Source organism: Eleftheria terrae, assembly GCF_030419005.1.
GTDB classification, from domain to species: domain Bacteria; phylum Pseudomonadota; class Gammaproteobacteria; order Burkholderiales; family Burkholderiaceae_C; genus Caldimonas; species Caldimonas terrae.
In genome coordinates this window covers 3,143,918-3,169,517 of the sequence record NZ_CP106951.1, presented here as the reverse complement: position 1 = coordinate 3,169,517, position 25,600 = coordinate 3,143,918, and the positions used below count along the sequence as shown (strand labels likewise).

General features: G+C 70.4%; 19 protein-coding genes. 12 read left to right on the top strand and 7 right to left on the bottom strand.

The features are described 5' to 3' along the window. Nucleotides 1–83: 83 nt before the first annotated feature. Nucleotides 84–995, bottom strand: a complete 912-nt coding sequence (locus tag N7L95_RS13980; RefSeq protein ID WP_301255856.1) for an AraC family transcriptional regulator — start codon at nucleotides 993–995, stop codon at nucleotides 84–86. A 95-nt stretch (nucleotides 996–1,090) separates the two neighbouring features. On the opposite strand from N7L95_RS13980, the gene N7L95_RS13975 reads away from it, so the two are divergent. Then, nucleotides 1,091–3,241, top strand: a complete 2,151-nt coding sequence (locus N7L95_RS13975; protein WP_301255855.1) for a glycoside hydrolase family 52 protein — start codon at nucleotides 1,091–1,093, stop codon at nucleotides 3,239–3,241. A gap of 14 nt (nucleotides 3,242–3,255) precedes the next feature. On the opposite strand, the gene N7L95_RS13970 is transcribed toward N7L95_RS13975, so the two are convergent. Then, the gene (locus tag N7L95_RS13970; protein ID WP_301255854.1) at nucleotides 3,256–4,647 is read right to left on the bottom strand and encodes an aminopeptidase P N-terminal domain-containing protein; all 1,392 of its coding nucleotides are present in this window, start codon (nucleotides 4,645–4,647) and stop codon (nucleotides 3,256–3,258) included. Nucleotides 4,648–4,729: 82 nt separating this feature from the next. Here N7L95_RS13970 and N7L95_RS13965 point away from each other — a divergent pair, with 82 nt between their 5' ends. Next, nucleotides 4,730–5,701 carry a potassium channel beta subunit family protein gene (locus N7L95_RS13965; RefSeq protein WP_301255853.1) on the top strand — a complete coding sequence of 324 codons (972 nt, stop codon included), beginning with the start codon at nucleotides 4,730–4,732 and terminating at the stop codon, nucleotides 5,699–5,701. 47 nt (nucleotides 5,702–5,748) lie between these two features. Here the strand turns inward: N7L95_RS13965 and N7L95_RS13960 are convergent, their stop codons facing one another. After that, nucleotides 5,749–6,459: a hypothetical protein gene (locus N7L95_RS13960; protein WP_301255852.1), complete on the bottom strand. Its 711-nt coding sequence runs from the start codon at nucleotides 6,457–6,459 to the stop codon at nucleotides 5,749–5,751. A gap of 61 nt (nucleotides 6,460–6,520) precedes the next feature. Continuing rightward, complete coding sequence (locus N7L95_RS13955) at nucleotides 6,521–7,195, bottom strand: nucleotidyltransferase family protein (RefSeq protein ID WP_301260152.1); 675 nt, start codon at nucleotides 7,193–7,195, stop codon at nucleotides 6,521–6,523. A gap of 323 nt (nucleotides 7,196–7,518) precedes the next feature. Here N7L95_RS13955 and tkt point away from each other — a divergent pair, with 323 nt between their 5' ends. The 3 genes from tkt (at nucleotide 7,519) to N7L95_RS13940 (ending at nucleotide 12,614) form a co-directional block, all read left to right on the top strand. Further along, nucleotides 7,519–9,534, top strand: coding sequence for a transketolase (gene tkt / locus N7L95_RS13950; RefSeq protein WP_301255851.1), 2,016 nt, complete (start codon nucleotides 7,519–7,521; stop codon nucleotides 9,532–9,534). Between the two features lie 82 nt (nucleotides 9,535–9,616). Beyond that, entirely contained in the window at nucleotides 9,617–10,627 is a 1,011-nt protein-coding gene (gene gap / locus N7L95_RS13945; protein ID WP_301255850.1) for a type I glyceraldehyde-3-phosphate dehydrogenase, read from the top strand. Nucleotides 10,628–10,937: 310 nt separating this feature from the next. Then, nucleotides 10,938–12,614, top strand: coding sequence for a S8 family serine peptidase (locus N7L95_RS13940; protein ID WP_301255849.1), 1,677 nt, complete (start codon nucleotides 10,938–10,940; stop codon nucleotides 12,612–12,614). A 217-nt stretch (nucleotides 12,615–12,831) separates the two neighbouring features. On the opposite strand, the gene N7L95_RS13935 is transcribed toward N7L95_RS13940, so the two are convergent. The 3 genes from N7L95_RS13935 to N7L95_RS13925 are packed head-to-tail and all read right to left on the bottom strand — an operon-like array spanning nucleotide 12,832 to nucleotide 15,006. Then, entirely contained in the window at nucleotides 12,832–13,677 is an 846-nt protein-coding gene (locus tag N7L95_RS13935; protein WP_301255848.1) for a hypothetical protein, read from the bottom strand. Continuing rightward, entirely contained in the window at nucleotides 13,671–14,456 is a 786-nt protein-coding gene (locus tag N7L95_RS13930; RefSeq protein ID WP_301255847.1) for a biotin--[acetyl-CoA-carboxylase] ligase, read from the bottom strand. The genes N7L95_RS13935 and N7L95_RS13930 overlap by 7 nt, the downstream gene beginning before the upstream one ends. A 37-nt stretch (nucleotides 14,457–14,493) precedes the next feature. After that, nucleotides 14,494–15,006 (bottom strand): SET domain-containing protein, encoded by a 513-nt coding sequence (locus N7L95_RS13925; protein WP_301255846.1) that lies wholly within the window; start codon nucleotides 15,004–15,006, stop codon nucleotides 14,494–14,496. Between the two features lie 279 nt (nucleotides 15,007–15,285). Here N7L95_RS13925 and N7L95_RS13920 point away from each other — a divergent pair, with 279 nt between their 5' ends. The 7 genes from N7L95_RS13920 (at nucleotide 15,286) to rsmB (ending at nucleotide 25,590) form a co-directional block, all read left to right on the top strand. Next, nucleotides 15,286–17,880, top strand: a complete 2,595-nt coding sequence (locus tag N7L95_RS13920) for a DNA topoisomerase III (RefSeq protein WP_301255845.1) — start codon at nucleotides 15,286–15,288, stop codon at nucleotides 17,878–17,880. Nucleotides 17,881–18,216: 336 nt separating this feature from the next. Further along, nucleotides 18,217–19,188 (top strand): AEC family transporter, encoded by a 972-nt coding sequence (locus N7L95_RS13915; RefSeq protein WP_301255844.1) that lies wholly within the window; start codon nucleotides 18,217–18,219, stop codon nucleotides 19,186–19,188. 49 nt (nucleotides 19,189–19,237) lie between these two features. Further along, entirely contained in the window at nucleotides 19,238–20,518 is a 1,281-nt protein-coding gene (locus tag N7L95_RS13910; protein WP_301255843.1) for a glutamate-5-semialdehyde dehydrogenase, read from the top strand. Nucleotide 20,519: 1 nt separating this feature from the next. Beyond that, nucleotides 20,520–21,275 carry a 7-cyano-7-deazaguanine synthase QueC gene (gene queC / locus N7L95_RS13905; RefSeq protein ID WP_301255842.1) on the top strand — a complete coding sequence of 252 codons (756 nt, stop codon included), beginning with the start codon at nucleotides 20,520–20,522 and terminating at the stop codon, nucleotides 21,273–21,275. A 274-nt stretch (nucleotides 21,276–21,549) separates the two neighbouring features. Continuing rightward, on the top strand, nucleotides 21,550–22,143 hold the full coding sequence (locus N7L95_RS13900; protein WP_301255841.1) for a LemA family protein: 594 nt from the start codon (nucleotides 21,550–21,552) through the stop codon (nucleotides 22,141–22,143). A gap of 38 nt (nucleotides 22,144–22,181) precedes the next feature. Continuing rightward, nucleotides 22,182–24,122, top strand: a complete 1,941-nt coding sequence (locus tag N7L95_RS13895; protein ID WP_301255840.1) for a M48 family metalloprotease — start codon at nucleotides 22,182–22,184, stop codon at nucleotides 24,120–24,122. Nucleotides 24,123–24,240: 118 nt separating this feature from the next. Next, nucleotides 24,241–25,590, top strand: a complete 1,350-nt coding sequence (gene rsmB, locus N7L95_RS13890) for a 16S rRNA (cytosine(967)-C(5))-methyltransferase RsmB (RefSeq protein WP_301255839.1) — start codon at nucleotides 24,241–24,243, stop codon at nucleotides 25,588–25,590. Nucleotides 25,591–25,600 lie beyond the last annotated feature (10 nt).

Below are 25,600 nucleotides of genomic sequence, written 5' to 3'. Positions count from 1 at the left end.
TGTGTCTGCATTATCGAAGCAGGCGCGGCGGCCGGGGCATGCGTCCGCCATGGGGCAGCGGCAGGCGGGCCGATGCCACTCGTTCAGGCCGCTCGCTGCCGGAACTGCAGCGGCGACACGCCCTCCCAGCGCTTGAATTGCCGGCTGAAGTGCGCCATGTCGTCATAGCCCAGCGCCTCGGCCACCGCGCGGACGGTCAGCGTTGCATCCTGCAGCAGCAGCCGCGCGCGCCGGTGCTTGAGCCGGGTGCGGTACTGCTGCGGCGCCATGCCAAAGACCTCGCGGAACAGGTGGTGGATGTGGCTGGCGCTGTAGCCCAGCCGCGCCACCAGCGCCTGCAGGCTCTGCTCGCACCCGGGGTCTTGCACCTGCTGCTCGATCCAGCGCGACAGCTGCGTGGCCAGCCGAAGCCGGGCGGCCGGCACCGGCGGGTGGCTGGCCAGCTCGTCCTGCAGGCAGGCGGTGAGGGTGGACAGCACGTCGAACCAGGCAGACAGGCCTGCCAGCCGCTGCTGCAGCCCTTGTGCCTCGGCGTCGGTGCCCGGCGGCGGAGTGGCTTGCGCCAGCTCGATCAGCCGCTGCAGCTTGGGCGTGAGCGCCCGGGCGATCGGGCTGCCGGCCACGAACAGGCGGGTGCCGGAGCGGCACAGCATCTGGCGCAGCAGCGGGTCGTCCAGGTCGAAGTGGAGGCAGAAGTAGCTCAGCGCGCCGCTGCCGGCATTGCGGCTGGAGTGCGCATCGAAAGGGGCAAACAGCAGCAGGTCGCCGGGCCGCTGGTGCAGCTCGCCCGAGGCCAGCGCCGTGCGCTGCTCGCCCGCTGTCACCAGGTTCAGCTCGAAGCAGGCATGGTCGTGCCAGGGATAGCGCCAGCCTTCATTCACCGTGCGCAGGTGGGCCCCCGTGAGTTCGACGGCGGCCTCCAGGTCGGGCAGGTGCACGCTGTGTGCGATGCCGGCGGCGGCATGGGCCGGCAGGCCGTGTGAGGAAGGTTTCATCGGCCAGAGAAAAGTGCAATTCGAGGCGTGATTTGAGCATGGCCGCGCTGCAGCCCGCTTCCTACGATGGCTGCCGACCTGTGGACCGCGCTGCCATGACAGAACACGACGCCTTCAACGCCCACCACGCGCCGCTGGGAGCCTTCGCCAGCTTCACCCTGGGTCACCCGGGTGCCAGCGGCGGCTTCGACCTGGAGCGCGCGGCGCCGCCGTGCGTGCCGGTCTACATCGGGCTGGAGCGCAACAATGTCGTGACCGCGGGCGCCACCCGCTTCGACCTGCTGCCCTTCACCGGCGATGCGGTGGCGGCCGACGCGGTCCTGCGCTACGCCGTGTCGGACGACACGCCGGCCCGTGCCGGCACCCTGGCCACCTGGCCGTTGGCGGCAGTGGACCGCGAGTTCTCGCTGGCTGCCGATCGATGGCGCTGCGGCGACCTCGGCTTCACCCTCTACAGCCCGGTGGTGGGTGCGCCGGACCTGCGGGAGGCGCCATTGGTGGCCCAGCGAGCCGCGCTGGTCCCGGCGGTGCGGGCCGAGCTGGTGATCGACAACCGCCACGGGCACAAGCCGCGCAGGGCCTTCATTGGCATTGATGGCAGCGACCCATGCCGCGGCCTGCGCCACCTGCGCTCGGGCACCCTGGTGGGCGTGGCCCAGGGAGGCGAGACGGCCATCGTCACCGAGGCGCCCGGGGCCTGGAGCGGCATCGGTTTCGATGCCGCCGGCGTGCTGCTGGAGAGCCGGGCCGGCAACCGCGACAGTTTCCTCGGCAACACCGGGCTGGTGGTGGTGGAAGCGCCGCCCGGCCATGTGAGCCGCTTCCGCTTCGCCCTCTGCTTCTATCGCCAGGGGATGGTGACCACCGGCCTGCAGGCGCGCTACTGGTACACGCGGCTGTTCGACAACATCGAGGCGGTGGCGCGGCACGCGCTGTTGAACTTCGACGATGCGGTGGTCGCCGCAGCACGTGACGACGCGCGCTGGCGTGCGGCGGCCGGACTGAACGAGCACCAGCGCTTCCTGCTGGCGCAGGCGGTGCACAGCTACTACGGCAGCACCCAGCTGCTGGAGCACGATGGCCAGCCGCTGTGGGTGGTCAACGAGGGCGAGTACCGCATGATCAACACTTTCGACCTGCAGGTCGACCACCTCTTCTTCGAGCTCGCCAAGCACCCCTGGGCCGTGCGTGACACGCTGGAGCTGTACCGGCGCCGCTACAGCTACGAGGATCAGGTGCGGCTGCCGGGCGAGTCCGTCGAGCATCCCGGCGGCCTGGCCTTCACGCATGACATGGGGGTGGCCAACAATTTCGCACCCGCCGGACGCTCGTCCTACGAGCGAGCCGGCCTGAATGGCTGCTTCTCCTACATGAGCCACGAGCAGCTGCTGAACTGGGTGCTGTGCGCGGCGGCCTATGCCCAGGCCAGCGGCGATGATGTCTGGCTGCTGCAGCAGCGGGCCACCCTGCAGCGCTGCCTGGCGAGCCTGCAGCAGCGCGACCATCCGGAGCCGGCCCTGCGCGACGGCCTGATGGGCGCCGACAGCAGCCGCTGCGACGGTGGCAGCGAGATCACCACTTACGACAGCCTGGACGCCTCGCTCGGCCAGGCGCGAGCCAACAGCTACCTGGGCGGCAAGACCTGGGCCGCCCATGTGCTGTTGCAGCACCTGCTGCAGCGACTGGGCGATGCCGAGGGGGCCGGCCAGGCCGCCACCCAGGCCCGCCTGGCCGCCCAGACGCTGTGCGCCCATCTGCAGCCCGATGGGGCGCTGCCCGCGGTGCTGGAGCCCGCCTCGCCCGGTTGGGCCGCGCGTGTCATCCCGGTGATCGAAGGCCTGGTCTATCCCTGGCATGCCGGCTGCCGCGAGGCGCTGGCCCTCGACGGCCCGCATGCCGAGCTGCTGCAGGTGCTGAGGCAGCATCTGCAGGCCGTGTTGAAGCCGGGCGTCTGCCTGTTTCCGGACGGCGGCTGGAAGCTGTCGTCCACCAGCGGCAACTCCTGGCTGTCGAAGATCTTCCTGTGCCAGCATGTGGCGCGTGCCATCCTCGGCCTGCCATGGCAGGCGGAAGGCCTGGCGGCCGATGCCGCCCACGCGGGCTGGTTGAAGGACCCGGCCAACAGCCGGTGGGCCTTCTCCGACCAAGTGGACAGCGGCCGCGTGGTCGGCAGCCGCTACTACCCGCGCGGCGTGACGGCCTGGCTCTGGCTCGACGAACGCGGCCTGGCAGGGCCGCCGCCCTGAGCGGCCGAACGGCCTCAGGCCTCGCGCATCAGCGCCTCGATCTCGTCCGGCGCGACCGGCACATCACGCGTGATCAGCTCGCAGCCGCCAGGCGTGACGACCGCATCGTCCTCGATGCGGATGCCCAGGTTCCAGTAGCGCTCCGGCACCCCCTCGGCGGGCCGCACGTACAGGCCGGGTTCCAGCGTCACCACCATGCCGGGCTGCAGCCGGCGCGACGGCTTCTTGACCACCCGCCCGCCCATGCCGTCGGGCTGCTCCACCGGCGGCTCGTCGTCTTGCAGGTAGTTGCCCACGTCGTGCACGTCCATGCCGATCCAGTGGCCGGTGCCATGCATGAAGAACTGGCGGTAGGCGGCGCTGTCAATCACGTCGTCCACGCTGCCGTGGCGGTCGCGGCTCAGGAGGCCGAGCGCCAGCATGCCTTCGGACAGCACCCGCACGGCGGCCTGGTGGGCGTCGCGCTGGCGGGCGCCGGGATGGGTGGCGGCCACTGCCGCTTCCTGGGCCGCCAGCACCAGCTCGTACAGCTCACGCTGCGGCGCGGTGAAGCGGCCATCCACCGGGAAGGTGCGCGTGATGTCGCTCGCATAGCCATCGAGTTCGCAGCCGGCGTCGATCAGGCACAGCTCGCCGGGCTTCAGCTCGGTGGCCCCCGCGGCATAGTGCAGCACGCAGGCGTTCGCACCGGCCGCGACGATGCTGGGATAGGCCGGCGCCTGCGCGCCGCGGCGGCGGAATTCGTGCAACAACTCCGCTTCGAGGTGGTATTCGCGCCAGGGGGTGCCGCCCGGCTCGCGCATCCAGCGGGCGCTGTACTGCATGGCGCGCAGGTGGGCGGCGGCCGAGATGCGGCCGGCCTGCCGCATCAGGGCGAGCTCGCCCTCGTCCTTGACCAGGCGCATGTCGTCGAGCGCCACGGTCAGGTCGCGCAGCGCGCGCGGCGCCGCGACGCCCCGGCGCTCCTGCGCACGCAGTTGCGCCAGCCAGCCTTCCACGCGGTTTTCAAGGCCGACATGCAGGCCGAACGGGTAGTGCACCGCCGCACGGTCGGCCAGCAGCAGGGGCAGCTGCTCGTCGAGAGCCTCGACTGGGAATGCGGCATCCACGCCCAGCGCCGCCGGGGCCGCTTCGGGTCCCAGGCGATAGCCGTCCCAGATCTCGCGCTCGGGGTCGCGCGGCCGGCAGAACAGCGTGCTGCGGCCCTGCTCGTCGATCACCAGCCAGCTGTCCGGCTCGGTGAAGCCGGTGAGGTAGTAGAAGTAGCTGTCGTGCCGGTAGGGGTAGTGGGTGTCGCGGTTGCGAATGCGCTCGGGCGCTGTCGGCAGCACGGCCACGCCGCCTCCGCCTTCGCGCAACACGCGCGCCACTTCCATGCGTCTGCGGGAATAAGTTGAGCGATCCATGGGGGATGGGGGCAGCCAGTAGTCTGGCCAGTCTATCGCCGTACCGGGCGCCGTGCCCGTTCAACCACAGAGAGACACAAAGATGCAATATCGACGTCTGGGCCGCGCCGGCCTGCAGGTCAGCGAGCTGTCCTTCGGCTCCTGGGTGACCTATGCCAACCAGATCGACGTGAAGGCTGCGCGCGAGTGCATGGCAGCCGCCTACGAAGCCGGCGTCAACTTCTTCGACAACGCCGAAGCCTATGCCGCCGGCCAGAGCGAGGTGGTGATGGGCGAGGCCTTCAAGGCGCTCGGCTGGCCGCGCATGAGCTACATCGTCTCCACCAAGTTCTACTGGGGCCTGGCCGAGGGCCCCAACCGCAAGAACACCCTCAACCGCAAGTACCTGATGCAGGCCATCGACGGCTCGCTGCAGCGCCTGCAGCTGGAGCATGTGGACCTGGTGTTCTGCCACCGGCCGGACCCGCACACGCCGATCGAGGAAACCGTGTGGGCCATGAGCGACATGATCCGGCAGGGCAAGGCGCTCTATTGGGGCACCAGCGAATGGTCGGCCGAGGAAATCCGCGCGGCCTGGGAGATTGCCGAGCGCCACCACCTGCACAAGCCGGTGATGGAGCAGCCGCAGTACCACCTGTTCCACCGCCGGCGGGTCGAGAAGGAATATGCCCGCCTCTACGAGGACCTGGGCCTGGGCCTCACCACCTGGAGCCCGCTCGCTTCGGGGCTGCTGACGGGCAAGTACCGCGGCGGCATCCCGGATGACAGCCGCGGCGCGATGCAGACCATGGCCTTCCTGCGCGACCAGCTCACCGACACCGCGCGCAACGAGGCGGTGGCCCGGCTCGACGGCCTGGCGCGCGACCTGGGCGGGACGGTGGCGCAGCTGGCCATCGCCTGGTGCGCTCGCAACCCGCATGTCAGCACCGTCATCACCGGCGCCTCCCGCCTGAGCCAGCTGCAGGACAACCTGAAGGCGGTGGACCTGCTGCCCAAGCTGACGCCGGAGGTGATGCAGCGCATCGACGAGCTGACGCTGGACCTGGCTCGCTGAGCGCCGGCGCCCGCCCGCGCTGCCCACCGCAGGTGGGCGCGGGCGCGTCAGCCGAGGTCTTGCGGCGCCGTGTCGGCGCTGGCCGTGCGGCCTTCGCGCAAGGCCTTCAGCTTGGCCCGCAGTTCGCGCTCCACCGGGTCCACCGCCGGGCGACCGCGACGGCGGTCGTTGCTGGCGCGGCGGCGCATGTCCTGCACCTGCTGCATCTGCAGCCGGATGAAGTTGGCCACGTCTTCGGCGCGTCCCAGGCCACCCCAGCTGCTGCAGCGGGGCAGCTTGACGATCTTGCCGTCGTCCAGCGTCAGCACCAGGCGGCACACGCCGGCCGGGCCGCGGCCAGGCTTCTCGTGCACCGTCACGTCGGCCAGCCGGGAGATCGGCACCTGCCGTACCGACTGGCGCCAGCCGCGCCGCCAGCTGACCAGCTTCACGCTGGCCGCCACCCGCTCCCAGCTCCACAGGTCCCAGGCGAGGGCGGCACCCCAGGCCAGAATGGCCGGCAGCAGCAACAGGTACTGCTGGAAATGGAAGGCGCTCCAGCCGGCCGCCGCAGCGGCGACCAGGGCCAGCCAGAGCCAGGCCAGGTCGCGTTCGCCGAAGGTCCACGGCATGCGGTCGTAGGTGAAGGAGTCCGCCTGGTCGCCCGACAGCGGGGCGCTTGCCTGCAGCACCGCGCGCACCATGCGCACGACCAGCTGCTCCAGCCCGAAGGCCGCGGCCAGGCAGGCCAGCAGGGCCAGCATGCTGCCGGCGCTCATGGCCTCACCCCGCTGCGGTGGATGTCGCGCATGCAAGTGCGTTGCAAGGGGCGCAGCGGGTTCATGGCGCATCCTCCCCCAGCGGTGAGGCATTGAGCGCCGCCAGCTGCTGGGGCGTGCCGACGTTCTCCCAGCGGCCCGGGTAGGCCGTCACGCCGATGCGGCCCTGCCGCATGCCCTCGAACAGCAGCGGCCCGAGCGGTGCGCGCGTGCCGCTCGGCACGCCGCGGCACAGCTCGGCCCGCAGCAGGGCGAGGTTGCTGTAGGTCCAGCGGCGGCCGTCCGGGCCCGGCCCGTCGGCCAGGCCAAGGCCATCGGCGGAGATCCCGAAATCACCCCGGGGGTGGAAGTCCGGGTTGGGCACCAGCCACAGCTGGGCCAGCCGGTCACTGGCGGTGAAGTCGTGCGCCAGCCCGGCATCGAAGCGGAAACCGGGGCAGTAGATGTCGCCCGACACCACCCAGAAGGCCTCGCCCAGCCAGGGCAGGGCGCTGGCGATGCCGCCGGCGGTCTCCAGCGCGCCGCCGTGGTCGCGGCCTTCCATCGAGTAGTGCAGCTTCAGGCCCCAGCGTGAGCCGTCGCCCAGTGCGGCGGGGAAGCGCTCCTCCAGCCAGGCGGTGTTGATGACGACCTCGCGCACGCCGTCGCGGGCCAGTGCCTCCAGGTGCCAGACGATCAGCGGCTTGCCATGCACTTCGAGCAAGGGCTTGGGCGTGTGGTCGGTCAGCGGGCGCATGCGCTCGCCGCGGCCGGCGGCCAGCACAATGGCCTTCAGGTTGGTGGCGCTCAAGAGGCGGCCTCCATGCCGAGCCCGGCGGTGCGGGCGCCTTCGGCAGGGTGGGAGCACTCGCTGACGGCGCCGCTGGGCGCAGGCCGCGGTGCAGGGCGGGCGAGGGGGAACATCGACATGGGAGCGGGGGATGAAATCAAACGGGTTTCGGTCGCGCCCGGTGATTATCGGGCGGCCTTTACAATCCGGGCTTCCTCCCAAACCCTTTGAACTTCCGCTTGCGCGCTGGCCGCAGCGTTCCGGCGGGAGGCAGTCTGAACAGGTTCCGCATGGCCGATACGACCCTGATGGCCAACGCAATCCGCGCGTTGGCAATGGATGCAGTGCAACAAGCCAATTCCGGTCATCCGGGCGCCCCGATGGGCATGGCCGACATCGCGGTGGCGCTGTGGAACCGCCACCTGCGCCACAACCCCGCCAACCCCCAGTGGTTCGACCGTGATCGCTTCGTGCTGTCCAACGGCCACGGCTCGATGCTGATCTACGCGCTGCTGCACCTGACCGGCTACCCGCTGCCAATCGAGGAGCTCAAGGGCTTCCGCACGCTGCACAGCAAGACGCCGGGGCACCCCGAGGTGGGCATCACCCCCGGTGTCGAGACCACCACCGGCCCGCTGGGCCAGGGCATCACCAACGCAGTCGGCTTCGCGCTGGCCGAGAAGCTGCTGGCCGAGGAGTTCAACCGCCCCGGCTACGACATCGTCAACCACCACACCTATGTCTTCATGGGTGACGGCTGCCTGATGGAAGGCATCAGCCACGAAGCCTGCGCGCTGGCCGGCGCCTGGAAGCTGAACAAGCTGATCGCGCTGTACGACGACAACGGCATCTCCATCGACGGCGAGGTCGCCCCCTGGTTCATCGACGACACGCCCAAGCGTTTCGAGGCCTATGGCTGGAACGTCATCGGCCCGGTCGACGGCCATGACGTGGATGCGGTGGACCAGGCCATTGCCAAGGCCAAGCTGAGCACCGACCGGCCGAGCCTGATCGTCTGCAAGACCATCATCGGCAAGGGCGCCCCGACCCGCGCCGGCACCGCCAAGGCGCACGGCGAGGCCCTGGGCGCCGAGGAGATCCGCGGCACCCGCGAGGCGCTGGGCTGGCCCCATGAGCCCTTCCTGGTGCCTGCCGAGGCCTATGAAGCCTGGGACGGCAAGACCCGCGGCGGCGCCACCGAGCAGGCCTGGAACGCCACCTTCGAAGGCTACCGCGCCGAGCACCCCGAGCTGGCCGCCGAGTTCGAGCGCCGCATGAAGGGCGAGCTGCCCAAGCAGTTCGCGCAGGTGGCGGTGGACACCGCGGTCGGCGCCCATGCCAAGGCGGAGACGGTCGCCAGCCGCAAGGCCAGCCAGCTCGCGCTGGAGGCCTTCACCGCCGAGCTGCCCGAGCTGCTGGGCGGCTCGGCCGACCTGACCGGCTCCAACCTGACCAACACCAAGTCGACCCCCGCGCTGCGCTTCGATGCCGACGGCAAGGGCAACGGCGGCCGCCACATCAACTACGGTGTGCGCGAGTTTGGCATGGCCGCCATCATGAACGGCGTCGCGCTGCATGGCGGCTACATCCCCTACGGCGGCACCTTCCTCACCTTCAGCGACTACTCGCGCAACGCCATCCGCATGGCCGCGCTGATGAAGCTGCGGGTGATCCACGTCTTCACGCACGACTCCATCGGCCTCGGCGAGGACGGCCCCACCCACCAGTCCATCGAGCATGCCGCCTCGCTGCGCCTGATCCCCGGCCTGGACGTGTGGCGCCCGGCCGACACCGCCGAGACCGCGGTGGCCTGGGCCTGCGCGATCGAGAACCGCCAGCGCCCGAGCGCGCTGCTGCTGTCGCGCCAGAACCTGCCCTACGCTCCCAAGGCCGGCCTGGAGGACATCTCCAAAGGCGCCTACGTGCTGGCCGAGCCGGCCGAGGTGGGCCTGAAGAAGAAGGCGCAGGCCGTGCTGATCGCCACTGGCTCCGAGGTGCAGCTGGCGCTGCATGCTCAGGCCGAGCTGGCCAAGGACGGCATCGCGGTGCGCGTGGTGTCCATGCCCTCCACCAACGTGTTCGACCGCCAGGCCGTCGCCTACAAGCGCGCCGTGCTGCCCGAGGGGCTGCCGCGCGTGGCGGTCGAGGCCGGCGTCACCGATTTCTGGTGGAAGTACCGCGTCGACGCGGTGGTCGGCATCGACACCTTCGGCGAATCGGCGCCGGCCGGCGTGCTGTTCAAGCACTTCGGCTTCACGGCGCAGAACGTCGCGGACACGGTGCGCGTGGTCCTGAAGAAGGCTTGACGGCCGGCGGCGCGGGGCGGCCGGCGTGGCCGCTTCGCGCGGCGGCCCCCCGGTTTTTCCCATCATCACAGGAGAGAAGACAATGACCATCAAGGTTGCCATCAACGGCTACGGCCGCATCGGCCGCAACGTGCTGCGCGCGCACTACGAGGGCGGCAAGAAGCACGACATCGAGATCGTCGCGATCAATGACCTGGGCGACCCCAAGACCAATGCGCACCTGACCAAGTACGACACCGCGCACGGTCCCTTCCCGGGCGAGGTCAGCGTCGAAGGCGACTACATGATCGTCAACGGCGACAAGATCCGCGTGCTGGCCAACCGCAACCCGGCCGAGCTGCCGTGGGGCGAGCTGGGCGTGGACGTGGTGATGGAGTGCACCGGCTTCTTCACCAGCAAGGAAAAGGCAAGTGCCCACCTGAAGGGCGGCGCCAAGAAGGTCATCATCTCCGCGCCCGGCGGCAAGGACGTGGACGCGACGGTGGTCTACGGCGTCAACCACGGCGTGCTGAAGGCGAGCGACACGGTGATCTCCAACGCCAGCTGCACCACCAACTGCCTGGCACCGCTGGTCAAGCCGCTGCACGACAAGATCGGCCTGGAAACCGGCCTGATGACGACCATCCACGCCTACACCAATGACCAGGTGCTGACGGACGTCTACCACGAAGACCTGCGCCGCGCGCGCAGCGCCACGCAGAGCATGATCCCCACCAAGACCGGCGCGGCTGCCGCGGTCGGCCTGGTGCTGCCCGAGCTCAACGGCAAGCTGGACGGCTTCGCGATCCGCGTGCCGACCATCAACGTGTCCATCGTCGACCTGAGCTTCATCGCCAAGCGCGACACCACCGTCGAGGAAGTGAACCAGATCCTGAAGGACGCGGCCGAAGGCGAGCTGAAGGGCATCCTGGGCTACAACACCGCCCCGCTGGTGAGCGTGGACTTCAACCACAACCCGGCCTCCAGCACCTTCGACGCGACCCTGACCAAGGTCAGCGGCCGCCTGGTCAAGGTGTCGAGCTGGTACGACAACGAGTGGGGCTTCAGCAACCGCATGCTGGACACCACCGTGGCCCTGATGGGCGCCAAGTAAGTCGTAACAGCGGCAAGACAATGCTGCCGATCTGCCGGCCTCCGGGCTGGTCGCAAGGGCCCCGCGGGGGCCCTTTTTTCTGGGTACGGCGGCGGCGCGTCGCCACTCCCGGCTTGGCGTGGCGCCCGAACATCACCTTACGGCGACCGTCTGTCGTCTCGGCACGCTGGCTGCTGGGTGAGTGACAATCGGTCCGGAACGCGCGTATTCGCCCCGTCCTCCCGCGACGCCCGGTGCCGCCGAACTGCGGTAGGGCTTCTGCATGGGCAGAGTTTCCGCGTGACTGGTCCTCTCTCTCATAATCGATCCCATGTCGCCGTCCTCTCGCCGCCGCCTCCTGTCCGCCTGCCTCCTGTCCGCCTGCCTGCTGTCCCTGGCGCTGCCTTGCGCTGTGGCTGCACAGGCTGTCGCCACCCCGTCCTCCTCAGCGGCGCCCGCCTTTGGCGTGCTGGTGAAGCTCAAACCGCAGGCGCCGTCGCTGCCTGGCCGCGAGGTGCCGCAGCAGGTGGCGCGCGAACGGCTGGCCCAGGTCTTCTCCGGCAAGTCGCTTGCGATGGGTGAGGTGCGGCCGGTTGGCACCGGCGCCCATTGGGTGCAATGGAGCCGGCCGCTGGAACGGGCCGAGGCCGACCGTCTGGCGCGGGAGCTGGCGCAGGACGCGAATGTCGAATGGGCGGTGCCCAATGTGCGGGAGCACCGCCTGCAGGTCGCCGCGCCGAACGACACGCACTACGGCCAGCAGTGGTGGCTGAGCGCGGCGCCCGGCGCCGGCAGCCGTGGCGTGCCGAATATCGCGGGGGCGTGGCAGGTCACGACGGGCGGTGACATCAGCGTTGCGGTGCTGGACACCGGTCTGCTGCGCAGCCACCCTGACCTGCAAGGTGAGCGCTTCACTTCCGGCTATGACCTGATGAGCCTGGGCAGCAACGGCACCAGCAATCCCACCGGGGATGGCGACGGCCGCGACGAGGACTTCTCCGACCCCGGCGACGGTGTGGATGCAGGCGAATGCGGCTCGGGCGAGCCGGAGGAAGAAAGCTCCTGGCACGGCACCAAGATCGCGGCGCAGATCGGCGCCGACACCGGCAACAGCATCGGTGTCGCTGGCATCAACCGCAACGTGCGCATCGTCTCGGTGCGCATTGCCGGCAAGTGCGGCGCGCTGGTCAGCGACATCGTGGACGGCATGCGCTGGGCGGCCGGGCTGTCGGTGTCGGGGGCACCGAAGAACCCGCACCCGGTGCGGCTGATCAACCTCAGCTTCGGCAGCAGCGAGCAGAGCTGCGCGCCGTACCAGGACACCATCAACGAACTGAACCGCATGGGCGTGCTGATCATCGCCGCCGGTGGCAACGACCTGGGCCCGGTGGGCAGGCCGGCGCGCTGCCCGGGCGTGCTCGGCGTGGGTGCGATCAACCGCGACGGCTTCAAGACGGTCTATGCCAGCCTCGGCCCGCAGATCGGCATCACCACCGTCGGCGGCGACACTGAAGACGGCTCCCTGAAGGCCACCGACGGCGGCCTGTACACCGCCTCCAACGACGGCACCCGTGGGCCGGGCACCAACAACTACGGGGCGTCCTACGGCACCAGCTTCTCCACGCCGGTGGTCGCGGGCGTGGCTTCGCTGATGCTGGCGCGCAACCCGTCGCTGACGCTGGATCAGCTGGTGCACGGCATCAAGTCGACCGCACGGCCGCACGTCACGACCAGCCAGTACTCCACGCTGGAGCAATGTGACGCCCAGCGCAAGCAGGGCCGCTGCTATTGCACGACCACGACTTGCGGCGCCGGCATCCTGGATGCCGAGAAGGCCTTGCAGTACGCAGCCGATCCCAGCGCCGCGCCGGTGTTCCACAACCCCGATGCCGGCTCCGTCAGCGACAGTGGTGGTGGCGGCGGCGCGCTCGGCTGGGGCTGGTTGGCCGGCCTCGCACTGGTCGCCGGACTGGCGCAGCGCAGCCGGCGGGCAGCGGCCACTGCCTGAGCGCAGATCTATCGCCGCGTTGGGCGGCGCGGCACCCCTACCTTAAAAGCGGCGGCGGACAGCAGCCGGGAAGCGGCAGGCCTGCATGGCTCTGGACGCGCCGGCAGTCCGCTCGCTGGAGAGGGCCTGGTTGCCCAAGGGCCGATCGCCAGATGACGGATCCGGCACGTGGCGCGCCTCGTTGCGAGGCGCGCGCTGGCCCAGGGGACGAGGCGGCTCAGGCCGCGGCAGCGCCCCGGCAGGCCGCAAAGCTGCGCCCGCCCAGCCGCGGCCTGAGGGCCGCCAGGCGGCCCTGCAGCGCGGTGTCGGCCACCGGCACCCGCACCACATAGGTGCTTACCGGCGGGGTGATGGTCACCAGCCGCGCCGCGCGCAGGCCTTTCTTCACCAGTTCATCGAGCCGGGCGTCGGCCTCCTTGCGTTCGGTATAGCGGCCCAGCGAGAGGCCGAACTCGAAGCCCGGCGAGTTGCGCACCTCCTCCGACTTGATGCCCAGCGGCCGCAGCTCCGTCTGCCGGCGCAGCATCGCTTCGCGTGTCGGGAATCGGCCCAGGTAGAGCATGAAGACGCCCGCCTTCTCATGGCGGATGGCGCGCCAGGCGTCGGCCGGCAGCTCGCTGCGCAGCAGCGCGCGGGTGGTGCCGAAGTCGGCCTCCGCGAAGGGGCCGGCCTCCATGCAGCGGCTGTCGGCCGGCACGGGCGCGGGCGGCGCCGGCGCAGCTTCGGCCGCCTGGGTGGCGGCGGCCACGGCCACCACCGGAACGGCCGACGCAGCCTCGGCCATCGGCAGTCCGGTGCCGGAAGGGGCGGTGCCCGCAGCGTCGGCCCCTCCTGATGGCGACGCCGGTGGCAGCGCCACGGGCAGGGAAGCCGGCTCGGCGGCGGCGCCACGGCCGGCTGTGTCGTTTGGCAGGTGGATCGCCTCGGGGCGCACCTGACGCTGCAGGCGCTCCGGTTCACGCTGGTCGGACGCCTGGCCGACCAAGCCGCCCAGGTGGCCATGGCTCCAGGCATAGAAGCCGAGGTTGCCCAGCAGCAGCAGGAGCACGATCAATCTCAGCATGGCCTCACGCTCACTTCCCCGCTTTCGATGGCCTGCACCCCGGCCGCGGTCTGCAGCAGCAACGCCCCCTTGCGATCAACGCCCGCGCCGATGCCTTGCAGCGGATCCTCATGGCTGGTGCGCACCGGCACCCCGCGCAGCACATCCAGCATGGCGAAGCGATCGGCAAACGGATCGAACCCCTCCGACTCGAAGCGCAGCAGCGCGGCCAGCAGCGGCAGGGCCACCCGCTGGAGCACGTCGGGTGCGGTGAGGGTGGCATCCAGCTCCTGCAGCGCGCCCACGCGGTTGCGGGCGTCGGGCGCGTCGACCGGCCGGATGTTGAGGCCCACCCCGACCAATGCGTAACGGCCGGCCGGGTTGCCCTGCAAGCCGGTGGTTTCGATCAGGATGCCGCCGAGCTTGCGGCCGCGGCCGGCACCGTCCAGCAGCCACAGGTCGTTGGGCCACTTCAGGCCGATGCCGGCTGGCAGCGCCTCGGCCAGCGCCACGCCGACCGCCAGCGACAAGCCCGACCAGTCGCGCGGCGCATAGGGCAGGCCGAGCGAGAACGTGAGCGAGGCGCCCGCCTGCGAGGCCCAGGGCCGGCCCTGTCGGCCACGGCCGGCGCGCTGGTGCTCCGCCACCATCAGGCAGGGCGCGGCGTCGCCGGCGCGGGCGCGCTCCAGCAGCCGGGTGCTGGTGGAGTCGACCTCGGCCACCGCCTCCACGCTGAGGCCGGGACACAGCGGCTCCAGCCGCTCCCAGAGGGTCTCGCAGGGCCAGTGCAGCGTGGTCATCACAAGGGCTGGACGTGAATACCTGGCAAGGCCGTCGTCAGCGCTTGGGGGCCAGCATCGTGCCGCGGCACTTGCTGCTGCCGCAACGGCACTCGTATTCCTTCTTCAGCTTGGCGGTGTAGCGCGCGTCGATCACCAGGCCGTAGTCGTAGAACAGCTCTTCGCCCGGCTTGATGTTGCGCAGCGCCTTCACGAAGACGCGGCCCTCGACCTCGTCGGCCTCGCAGTTCGGGTCGCAGTGGTGGTTGATCCAGCGCGCCGAATTGCCCTTGTACTTGCCGTCGATGACGTGCTCGTCGTCGATGTGGAAGTAGAAGGTGTGGTGCGGATCGTTGGGGTCGTGCGGGTGGCGGCGCAGCGCCTCCTCCCAGGTGATCACCTCGCCGCGGTATTCGATGATGGTCTCGCCCTTCTTGAAGGCGGTGAGGGCATAGACCCCCTTGCCGTGCACGCCGGAGCGGCGCACCTGGGTGCGGCGGCCGGCGGCCGGGGTGGCGGGCTGCCGAGCGGTGCTGGGCGCCTGGGGGCGAGACGGCCGGGCTTGCGTCATGGATGACTTTGGGTACATTGAAATTGAGCGCGCATGCGTGTGTGCGCGCACGCGCGAGGGAGCCGCATTGTAGGGGGCTGCCTCGCAGACCCGTCAAATCCCGTGGAGACGAACATTCCTAACTGCAGCGTTGACGACCAAGTGGGCTTGGCATTCGCCTTGCCAAGACCTGGGGCGGCCGTGCCCCGGCGGCCGGGGATGTGCGTGCTTGCCGCAGGCGGCGAGCGGGTTCGCGAGGCGTCGCTTCGCGCGAGTTTCGTCTGAGCAGTAGTGAGTACGATGAGCAAAGCATTGGTTATTGCCGAGAAGCCCTCGGTCGCACAGGACATCGTGCGCGCATTGACGCCCTCGGTCGGCAAGTTCGACAAGCACGATGAATATTTCGAGAACGAGCAGTACGTCGTCACCTCGGCGGTGGGCCACCTGGTGGAAATCAAGGCGCCCGAGGAATTCGACGTCAAGCGCGGCAAGTGGAGCTTCAACAACCTGCCGGTGATCCCGCCGCACTTCGATCTCAACCCGATCGACAAGAGCAAGGGCCGCCTGAACGCGATCGTCAAGCTCATCAAGCGCAAGGACGTCACCGAGATCATCAACGCCTGTGACGCGGGGCGCGAGGGCGAGCTGATCTTCCGGCTCATCGTGCAGTACGCCTCGCCAGCCAAGGGCTCGCTCAACAAGGGCATCCGGCGGCTGTGGCTGCAGTCGATGACGCCGCAGGCCATCCGCGACGGCTTCGCCAAGCTGCGCAGCGACGAGCAGATGCAGCCGCTGGCCAGCGCCGCGCGCTGCCGCTCCGAGGCCGACTGGCTGGTGGGCATCAACGGCACCCGCGCGATGACGGCCTTCAACTCGCGCGACGGCGGCTTCTTCCTGACCACCGTCGGACGGGTGCAGACGCCCACGCTGTCCATCGTCGTCGAGCGCGAGGAGAAGATCCGCAAGTTCGTCTCGCGCGACTACTGGGAGGTGCGGGCCACCTTCGGCTGCGAGGCGGGGCAGTACGACGGCAAGTGGTTCAACCCCAAGTGGAAGAAGACCGAGGGCGACCCCGAGCTGCGCGCCGACCGCCTCTGGACGGCCAAGGAAGCCGAGGCCATTGCCGAGGCGGTGCGCAACAAGAGCGGCACGGTCACCGAGGAATCCAAGCCCAGCTCGCAGTCCAGCCCGCTGCTGTACGACCTCACCTCGCTGCAGCGCGAGGCCAACTCGCGCTTCGGCTTCTCGGCCAAGACCACCCTGTCGCTGGCCCAGGCCTTGTACGAGAAGCACAAGGTGCTGACCTACCCGCGGACCGACTCGCGCGCGCTGCCGGAGGACTACCTGGCCGTCGCGAAGGACACGGTGCAGATGCTGGCCACCGACGAGGCCACCCGCCTCTACGCGCCGCATGCCAAGAAGGCGCTGGCCGAGGGCTATGTGAAGCCCAACAAGCGGGTGTTCGACAACGCCAAGGTGTCGGACCACTTTGCCATCATCCCCACGCTGCAGTCGCCCAAGAGCCTGAGCGAGGCGGAGCAGAAGCTCTACGACATGGTGGTCAAGCGCTTCCTGGCGGTGTTCTTCCCGGCGGCCGAATACCTGGTGACCACCCGCATCACCACCGTCAAGCATGCCGGCCAGGAGCACAGCTTCCAGACCAACGGCAAGGTGCTGGTGAAGCCCGGTTGGCTGGCCGTGTACGGCAAGGACGCACAGGAAGACGACGCCACCCTGGTGCCGGTGAAGGCCGGCGAGACGGTGGTGAACGAGGAGATCAACGTCGTGCCGCTCAAGACCCGGCCGCCGGCGCGCTACAGCGAAGCGACGCTGCTGGGCGCGATGGAAGGCGCGGGCAAGCTGATCGACGACGACGAGCTGCGCGAAGCCATGCAGGAGAAGGGCCTCGGCACCCCGGCCACCCGGGCGGCGATCATCGAAGGCCTGATCCTCGAGAAGTACCTGGTGCGCGAAGGCCGCGAGCTGATGCCCACCGCCAAGGCCTTCCAGCTGATGACGCTGCTGCGCGGCCTGGGCGTGGAAGACCTCACCAAGCCCGAGCTCACCGGCAACTGGGAATACCAGCTGTCGCAGATGGAGCGGGGCCGGCTGAGCCGCGAGGCCTTCATGGACGAGATCGCCGCGATGACGCAGCGCATCGTGCAGAAGGCCAAGGAATACGACCGCGACACCATCCCCGGCGACTACGCGACGCTGAAGACCCCCTGTCCCAACTGTGGCGGCACGGTGAAGGAGAACTACCGCCGCTTCAGCTGCGTGGGGGCGGCCGGCAGTGGCGAGGACGGCGGCTGCGGCTTCTCGATGAGCAAGATCCCCGGCGGCCGCAGCTTCGAGCTGCCGGAGGTCGAGCAGTTCCTGCGCGACAAGCGCATCGGCCCGCTGGAGGGCTTCCGCTCCAAGGCCGGCTGGCCCTTCACCGCGGAGCTGAAGCTGGTGTACGACGACGAGCTGCGCAACTACAAGCTCGAATTCGACTTCGGCGAGGACGCCCGCAAGGAGGCCGAAGGCGGCGAGGCCATCGACTTCAGCGGCCAGGAGCCGCTCGGCCGCTGCCCCAAGTGCCAGGCCAGCGTCTACGAGCACGGCACCAGCTATGTCTGCGAGAAGAGCGTCGGCCCGCACACCACCTGCGACTTCAAGAGCGGCAAGATCATCCTGCAGCAGCCGGTGAGCCGCGAGCAGATGGGCAAGCTGCTGGCCGAGGGCAAGACCGACCTGCTCGACAACTTTGTCTCCGCCCGCACGCGGCGCAAGTTCAAGGCCTTCCTGAAGTGGGATGCGAAAGAAGGCAAGGTGGTGTTCGAGTTCGAGCCGCGTGCCCCGCGGGCCGCCGCCAAGAAGGCGCCGGCGAAGAAGGCGGCCGCAAAGTCCTGAGGCCGAGGCGCCGCGGGCGGGCGCGGGCCCGGACGGGCGCCGAGGTCCGAGGTTCCAGGTCCGAGGTCCGGGCTCGTCACGGCGCTGGCTGCGGACGGGCCGGTGCCCTGCGACGGCCGGTGGCGCAGCCGCTGAGCGGAGCCCGGCCACGCCGCCTCGAAGCCTGACCGGCGGACGCCTTGAGCTGCTGAGGCGCCGAGGCGCTGCAGCTTGCGGTCCGGGAAGCACAAGGCCTGGCGCCTGCACCGCAGTAGCGGCCTTCGCCCGCCTACTTTGCCCGCCTGTCTACGCAGTTCCCGCGGCCCGCGGCAGGCTTGCGGTGGCCATACTGGCGCCATGTCCAGCGTCGTTTTCTTCAAGCTGTTTGCCATCTTCTCGGTCGTCGCGCTCGGCTGGGGCGCCGGCCGCATGAAGTTCTTCGGCGGCGGCGAGGCGGCGCGCGCGCTCTCGAATGCGGCGTTCTTCCTGTTTGCGCCGGCGCTGCTGTTTCGCACCACCGCGCGCATCGACATCGCCACCCTGCCGTGGTCGACGCTGGCGGCATTCTTCATCCCTGCCACTGCATGGATGGTGGCCCTCTACCTCTCGCAGCGCGGGCGGCCCGCGCTGCCTCCGGCGGGCCCCAGCGTGCGTGCGCTCACGGCGACCTTCGGCAACACGGCCCAGCTCGGCATCCCGATGGCCGCGGCCCTGTTCGGCGAGCAGGGCCTGTCGGTGCACCTGGCCATCGTCAGCGTGCATGCGCTCACCCTGCTGTCGGTGCAGACGGTGCTGGTGGAGCTGGATGTGGGCCGGGCCGCGGCGCGCGAGCAGGGCGGTCGCCCCCGCCTGGCGCGCATGCTGGGGCAGACCGTGCGCAACACCGTGATCCACCCGGTGGTGCTGCCGGTGCTGGCCGGCCTGGCCTGGAACCTCACCGGCTGGACGCTGGCCGAGCCGGTGGATGGCGTGCTGGCCATGCTCGGCGAGGCGGTGGTGCCGGTCTGCCTGGTGGCCATCGGCATGTCGCTGGCGCACTATGGCCTGCGCGGCTCGGCCACCACCGCATCTGCACTGGCCGCGGCCAAGCTGCTGGTCATGCCGGCCCTGGTGCTGCTGGCCGGCTACGGGGTGGCTGGCCTGCGCGGGCTGCCGCTGACGGTCATCGTGATGGCCGCGGCCCTGCCCACCGGCAGCAACGCGCTGATGTTTGCGCAGCGCTACCGCGCGCTGGAGGCGGAGGCCACCGCCGCCATCGTGACGTCGACGCTGGCCTTCGTGCTGGCGGCCCCGCTGTGGCTGATGCTGCTGGCGGCCCTGCCGCATTGAGCCGGCCCGCCGCCGGCGCGAAAGCGGCGGGTTTGCGACAATCCGGGCCATGAGTGCCACCGACATCCCCACCTACATGGCCCGGCTGGGCGAGGCCGCCCGGGCGGCCGCCACGCTGATGGCGGCCGCGTCCACCGCTGCCAAGAACCAGGCCCTGCTGCGCCTGGGCGCGCTGATCGGCGAGCAGCGGGCGCTGTTGCAGGACGAGAACGCCAAGGACATCGCCAATGCGGAGCGCAACGGCCTGAGCGCGCCGATGGTCGACCGACTGCGCCTGACCGACAAGGTCATCGCCCAGATGGCCGAGAACTGCGTGCAAGTGGCCGCGCTGCCAGACCCGGTGGGCGAGATCACCAACGTGCGGCGTCGTCCCACCGGCATCTCGGTGGGGCAGATGCGGGTGCCGGTCGGCGTGTTCGGCATGATCTACGAGAGCCGGCCCAACGTCACCATCGAAGCCTCCTCGCTCGGCATCAAGAGCGGCAACGCCTGCGTGCTGCGGGGCGGCTCCGAAGCCATCCATTCCAACCTGGCGCTGTGGAAGCTGGTGCAGCAGGCGCTGCGCGAAGCCGGCCTGCCGGCCGAAGGCGTGCAGCTGATCGAGACCACCGACCGCGAGGCGGTGGGCCGGCTCATCGCGATGCCCGAGCATGTGGACCTCATCATCCCGCGCGGCGGCAAGTCGCTGATCGAGCGCATCAGCCGCGAAGCCAAGGTGCCGGTGATCAAGCACCTGGACGGCAACTGCCACGTCTTCGTCGATGCAAGCGCCGGGCTGGAGCTGGCCCTCGCGGTGACCGACAACGCCAAGACGCAGAAGTACAGCCCCTGCAATGCGGCCGAATCGCTGCTGGTGCACCGTGACATCGCGCCGGCCTTCCTGCCGCGCATCGGCGCAGTGTTTGCCGCCAAGGGCGTGGAGATGCGCTGCGACGAGGGCGCGGCCCGCTGGCTGTCCGGCGTGGCCGGTGCCCGGGTGGTGGCCGCCACCGAGCAGGACTGGTCCGAGGAGTACCTGGCGCCGGTGATCAGCGTGAAGGTGGTCGACAGCCTGGACGAAGCCATCGCCCACATCAACCGCTACGGCTCGCACCACACGGACGCCATCCTGACCGAGCACCATTCCAATGCCATGCGCTTCCTGCGCGAAGTGGACTCGGCCAGCGTGATGGTGAATGCCTCCACCCGCTTCGCCGACGGCTTCGAGTACGGCCTGGGCGCCGAGATCGGCATCTCCACCGACAAGTTCCATGCGCGCGGCCCGGTGGGCCTGGAAGGGCTCACTTCGCTGAAGTACGTGGTGTTTGGCCAGGGCGAAGTGCGGAACTGACATGCAAGTGCAAGACCCCCGCAAGGCCCTGGTGCTCTTCTCCGGTGGCCAGGACTCCACTGCCTGCCTGGCCTGGGCGCTGGCCCGCTATGCGCAGGTCGAGACCCTGGGCTTCGACTATGGCCAGCGCCACCGCATCGAGCTGGATTGCCGCCCGCGGGTGCTCGACGCGCTGCGGCAGGCCTTTCCGCACTGGGCCGGACGGCTGGGCCCCGACCACCTGCTCGACCTGGCCTTGCTGGGGCAGATCAGCGACACCGCGCTGACCTCGGAGCGCGCCATCGAGATGGCGCAGAACGGCCTGCCCAACACCTTCGTGCCCGGGCGCAACCTGCTGTTCCTCAACTTCGCGGCGACGCTGGCCTACCGCCGGGGCGCCAGCGTGTTGGTGGGCGGCATGTGCGAGACCGACTATTCCGGCTATCCGGATTGCCGCGACAACACGCTCAAGGCCCTGCAGGTGGCCCTCAGCCTGGGGCTGGACCAGCCGATGGTGATCGAGACCCCGCTGATGTGGCTGGACAAGGCGCAGACCTGGGCCCTCACCGATGCGCTGGGCGGGCAGGCGCTGAACGACCTGATCGTCGAGCAGACCCACACCTGCTACCTCGGCGAGCGCGGCCAGCGCCACCGCTGGGGCTATGGCTGCGGCCACTGCCCGTCGTGCGAGTTGCGCCGGCGCGGGCACGATGCCTGGCTGGCAGGCCAGGCCCGCTTGCCCGGGCCGCCGGACGACGCAGCCACTGGCCAGCCCTGAGCCGGGGCCGCTGCTGCGCCGGCGTTGCGGCGGGCGGGCTGCGGCGGCACATCGACCTTACGCTCTTTCCGCTTCCGCTTCCGCTTCCGCTTCCGCTTCGGCTTCGGCTTCGGCTTCGGCTTCGGCTTCGGCCGGCCGTGCGCCTTTGCGGCTGCGGTGGCGCGCCGCGCTGCGTCGAATGCGAGAACAAGGCGTTCAGCGCCTCCTCTGCTTGGCCGGCCGCAGGGGCTGTCGTAGAGTCGCGGGACTTCGAGGATGAGGAAGGAGAGTGCCAATGAGCACGACGCAGATGGTGGCCTGGGTGGTGGTGGCTGTGCTGTTTTTTTGGGGAGTGGGCGCCTACAACCGGCTGGTGCGCTTGCGCAATGCGATTGCCAATGCCTACGCGCAGATCGACGTCCAGCTCAAGCGCCGCTACGACTTGATTCCCAACCTGGTGGAAACCGCCAAGAAGTACATCGCGCATGAACGCGAGACGCTGGAGGCGGTGATCGCCGCCCGCAACCAGGCCCGCGCCGCGGCCGACCAGGTGCGCGCCCGGCCCACCGGCCGCGGCCCGGTGGGTGCCCTCATGGTGGCCGAGCAGGCGCTGCAGGGCAGCCTGGGGCGCCTGATGGCAGTGGTCGAGAACTACCCCGAGCTCAAGGGCGACCAGACGCTGCGCGAGCTGTCCGAGGAGCTCACCAGCACCGAGAACAAGGTGGCCTTCGCGCGGCAGTCCTTCAACGATGCGGCGCTCGACTACAACAACGCCGCCCAGCAGTTCCCCACCACGCTGATCGCCGGCCTGTTCGGCTTCACTCCGGCGGGCATGCTGCAGTCCACCACTGGCGAGGCCGAGCGCCAGGCGGTGCGGGTGCAGTTCTAGCCGGCGCCGGCCCGCCCCCTCCCGCGCCGCGCGCCGCCATGCGTTTCCGCGACCACCAGGACCAGGCGCAGGCAGCCACACGCCGCCTGCTGCTGCTGTTCGCGGCCGTGCTGGTGCTGCTGGTGCTGGCCGTCAATGGCGTGCTGGCGCTGATCTACCGCCTCAGCTTCCCGTGGGCAGCCGACTGGCCCCGCTTCTTCTTCGAGACCAACACCGGCCTGGTGCTGCTGTTCGTGCTCGGCGGTTGCTGGTTCGAGATGCTGAGGCTGCGCGAAGGCGGCGCCCATGTGGCCCGGCTGGCCGGCGGGCGCTGCATCAGCGAGCCCGAGGGCCGGCCTGGCGACCTCTACGAGAAGCGGCTGCTCAATGTGGTGGACGAGCTGGCCATCGCCTGCAATGTGCAGCCACCCCAGGTGTGGGTGCTGCACCGGGAGGACGCCATCAACGCCTTCGCCGCGGGCTGGCAGGTCGACGACGCGGTGGTGGCCGTCACCCGCGGCGCGCTGGAGCGCCTGACGCGCGACGAGCTGCAGGGCGTCGTGGCCCACGAGTTCAGCCACCTGGTGCACGGCGACACCCGGCTCAACATGCGCCTCATCGGCCTGGTGTGGGGCCTGCAGATGATCTACACCTTCGGCCATTCGCTGGTGGAGCCGGATGAGCGCGGCCATCGCAGCCTGGCGGTGTTCTTCGGTGCTGGCCTGATGGCGGTCGGCTCGCTCGGCTGGCTGGCGGGCCGGTTGTTGAAGGCGGCGGTGTCGCGGCAGCGCGAGTTCCTGGCCGATGCCTCGGCCGTCAAGTTCACACGCAGCGTGCAGGGCATCGGCGGGGCCTTGCGCAAGATCGCCGACCAGGCCTGGCGCCGTCAGGACCGCCTGCGCAACGTGCAGGCGGAAAGCCTGTCGCATCTCTTTTTCGTCTCCCGCCTCCGCTGGGGCAGCCTGGACAGCCACCCGCCCTTGCAGGAGCGCATTCGCCGCATCTACGGCCATGCGGTCGATCCGCTGCCGGCACGCCAGCTGGCACCCCAGGACGACGATGCACCCGACACGCAGCCGATGCAGCAGGGGGTGGTGCTGTCCTTCGCAGCCGGCGTGGCGCGCCGGGTGTCTGCCGAGGTGGTGCAGGCGGCGGCTGCCGCCACGCCGCCCGAGGCCGAGCGCCACGACGCGGTGCAGCGTGCCGCGCTGGACCCAGCGGCCGACACGCGGCAGGCCGCCCTCGGCCGCGCCGGCTACTGGCAGGGGCCGATGGAGCGCCGCGCCGCCGTGCTGGCCCTGCTGCTGACCCCCGGCAACATGGCCGAGCTGAAGGCCTGGCAGCAGGAGACCGACGGCTTCGCGGGGGCTGCGGCCGTGTTCGCCGATGTCGAGCGGCTGGGCGATGCGAGCCGCATGCCGGTGTTCGAGCAACTGCTGCAGCGCAGCGCCGCCGCACCGGTGGCCGAGCGCCGTGCCCTGCTGGAGGCGGCGCGCCGCATCATGGGCGCCGATGGCCATGCGAGTCCGCTTGACCGGCTGCGCTGGCTGGTGATGCGCCATTTGCTGGCCGGGCCGACCCCGCGCGCCCTGGCTGCCGGCGGCGACCAGGACATCGAGCCCCTGGCCGAGCCGATCTCCGTGTTGACCGCCTTCCTGGCCCGCGTGGTCGCGGCCGACGCCCTGCTGCAGCTGCCGCCGTCCGAGGCGCCGCCCTGGTACCGCGCCGTGTGGCGCGGCCTGATGGGCGACCGGCCGATGCCCGCCTGGCGCCTGCCCGACGGTGACGCGCTGGTGCAGGCGGTGCACCAGGCCGGCCGCCTGAAGGCCGTGCAGCGGCCGGTGCTGCTGTGCACCTGGTGCGAGCTGGCGGTGCAGCTCGCACCGCAAGGCCGGCTCGATGCGGCCAGCGCCGATGCGCTGCGCGCGATGGCCGTGCTGCTCGACAGCCCCTTGCCGCCGCTGCTGGCAGCCCAATACCAGGAGCTGGAGGGGCGCTGAGGAACGGCCCGCCGGTGGTCCGGCGGCTGCTCCGGCGCCAGCGAGCGGGGCCGACGCAAGTCGGCTGCGGAATCCCGCCTGCCGGCGTGCGGCTGCCGCCTGCACTAGACTGCCGGCCGTGAACGTCTCCCCCACTTCGAGTTCCTTGCCCCTGTCGCGCCTGCTCGGCCACACCGCGGACGCGGTGCGTGCGGTGCGCAGCGGCGCCTCGCTCAACGACGCGCTGGCTGCCTGCCCGGCCCCCGCTCGCCCCGGCACGCAGGCCCTCAGCTTCCAGGTGATGCGCGGCCTGGGCCGTGCACAGGCGCTGCGGGCCAAGCTGGCCAAGCGGGCACCGCCCGCCTGGGTGGACGCGCTGCTGCTGACGGCGCTGGCCTTGCTGTGCGACAGCGCCGATGCCGCTGCCTATGCCGAGCACACCCTGGTGGACCAGGCGGTGGAGGCCGTCAAGCAGCGCGAACGCGCCAGCGCGCCTTTCCTGAATGCGGTGCTGCGGCGCTTCCTGCGCGAGCGGTCCGCGCTGATGCAGGCCACCGATGCCGACGTGGTGGCCGCCTGGAACCACCCGCGCTGGTGGGTCGAGCGCTTGAAGCGCGACTGGCCGCAGCACTGGCAGGGGCTGCTCGCCGCCAACAACGAGCGCCCGCCGATGACCTTGCGCGTGCATGCCGGCCGCGGCAGTGCTGCCGCCTACCTGGAGCGGCTGCAGCAGGCCGGCCTGTCGGCCAGCGTGATCGGCCCGCAAGCCATCCGGCTCGACGAACCCTGCCCGGTGACCCGGCTGCCTGGCTTCGAAACCGGCGACGTCTCGGTGCAGGACCTGGCGGCCCAATGGGCCGCGCCGCTGCTGCTCGGCCTGGCGGGCGAGGGCGGCCCGGCCGCCGTGCCCGCTGGCGCCCGTGTGCTGGACGCCTGCGCCGCGCCGGGCGGCAAGACGGCCCACCTGCTGGAGCTGGCTTCGCTGGACCTGCTGGCCATCGACAGCGATGCCAACCGCCTGGCCCGGGTGGCCGACACCCTGCAGCGCCTGCAGCTGCGGGCCGAGCTGAAGGCGGCCGACGCCCGCCAGCCCGAGACCTGGTGGGACGGCCGGCCCTTCGATGCCATCCTGATGGACGCGCCCTGCAGCGCGGCCGGCATCGTGCGGCGCCATCCGGATGTGCGCTGGCTGCGGCGCGATGCCGACATCGAGCAGCTGGCCCGCATCCAGCGCGAGATGCTGGAGGCCTTGTGGCCGCTGCTCAAGCCGGGCGGTCGCCTGCTGTACTGCACCTGTTCTGTCTTCAAGGCAGAAGGCCAGCCGCAGATCGACGCTTTTTTGCAACGGCATCGCGAGGCGCGTGCACTGCCCGCCCCGGGGCATGCGCTGCCCTTGCGACACAATGCCGACGTGGCTGCCCAACCGGGGCCGGCGGCCGCCCCGCACGACGGGTTCTTCTACGCCTTGCTCGAAAAGCGTCCCGCCTGAGACTGAAGTC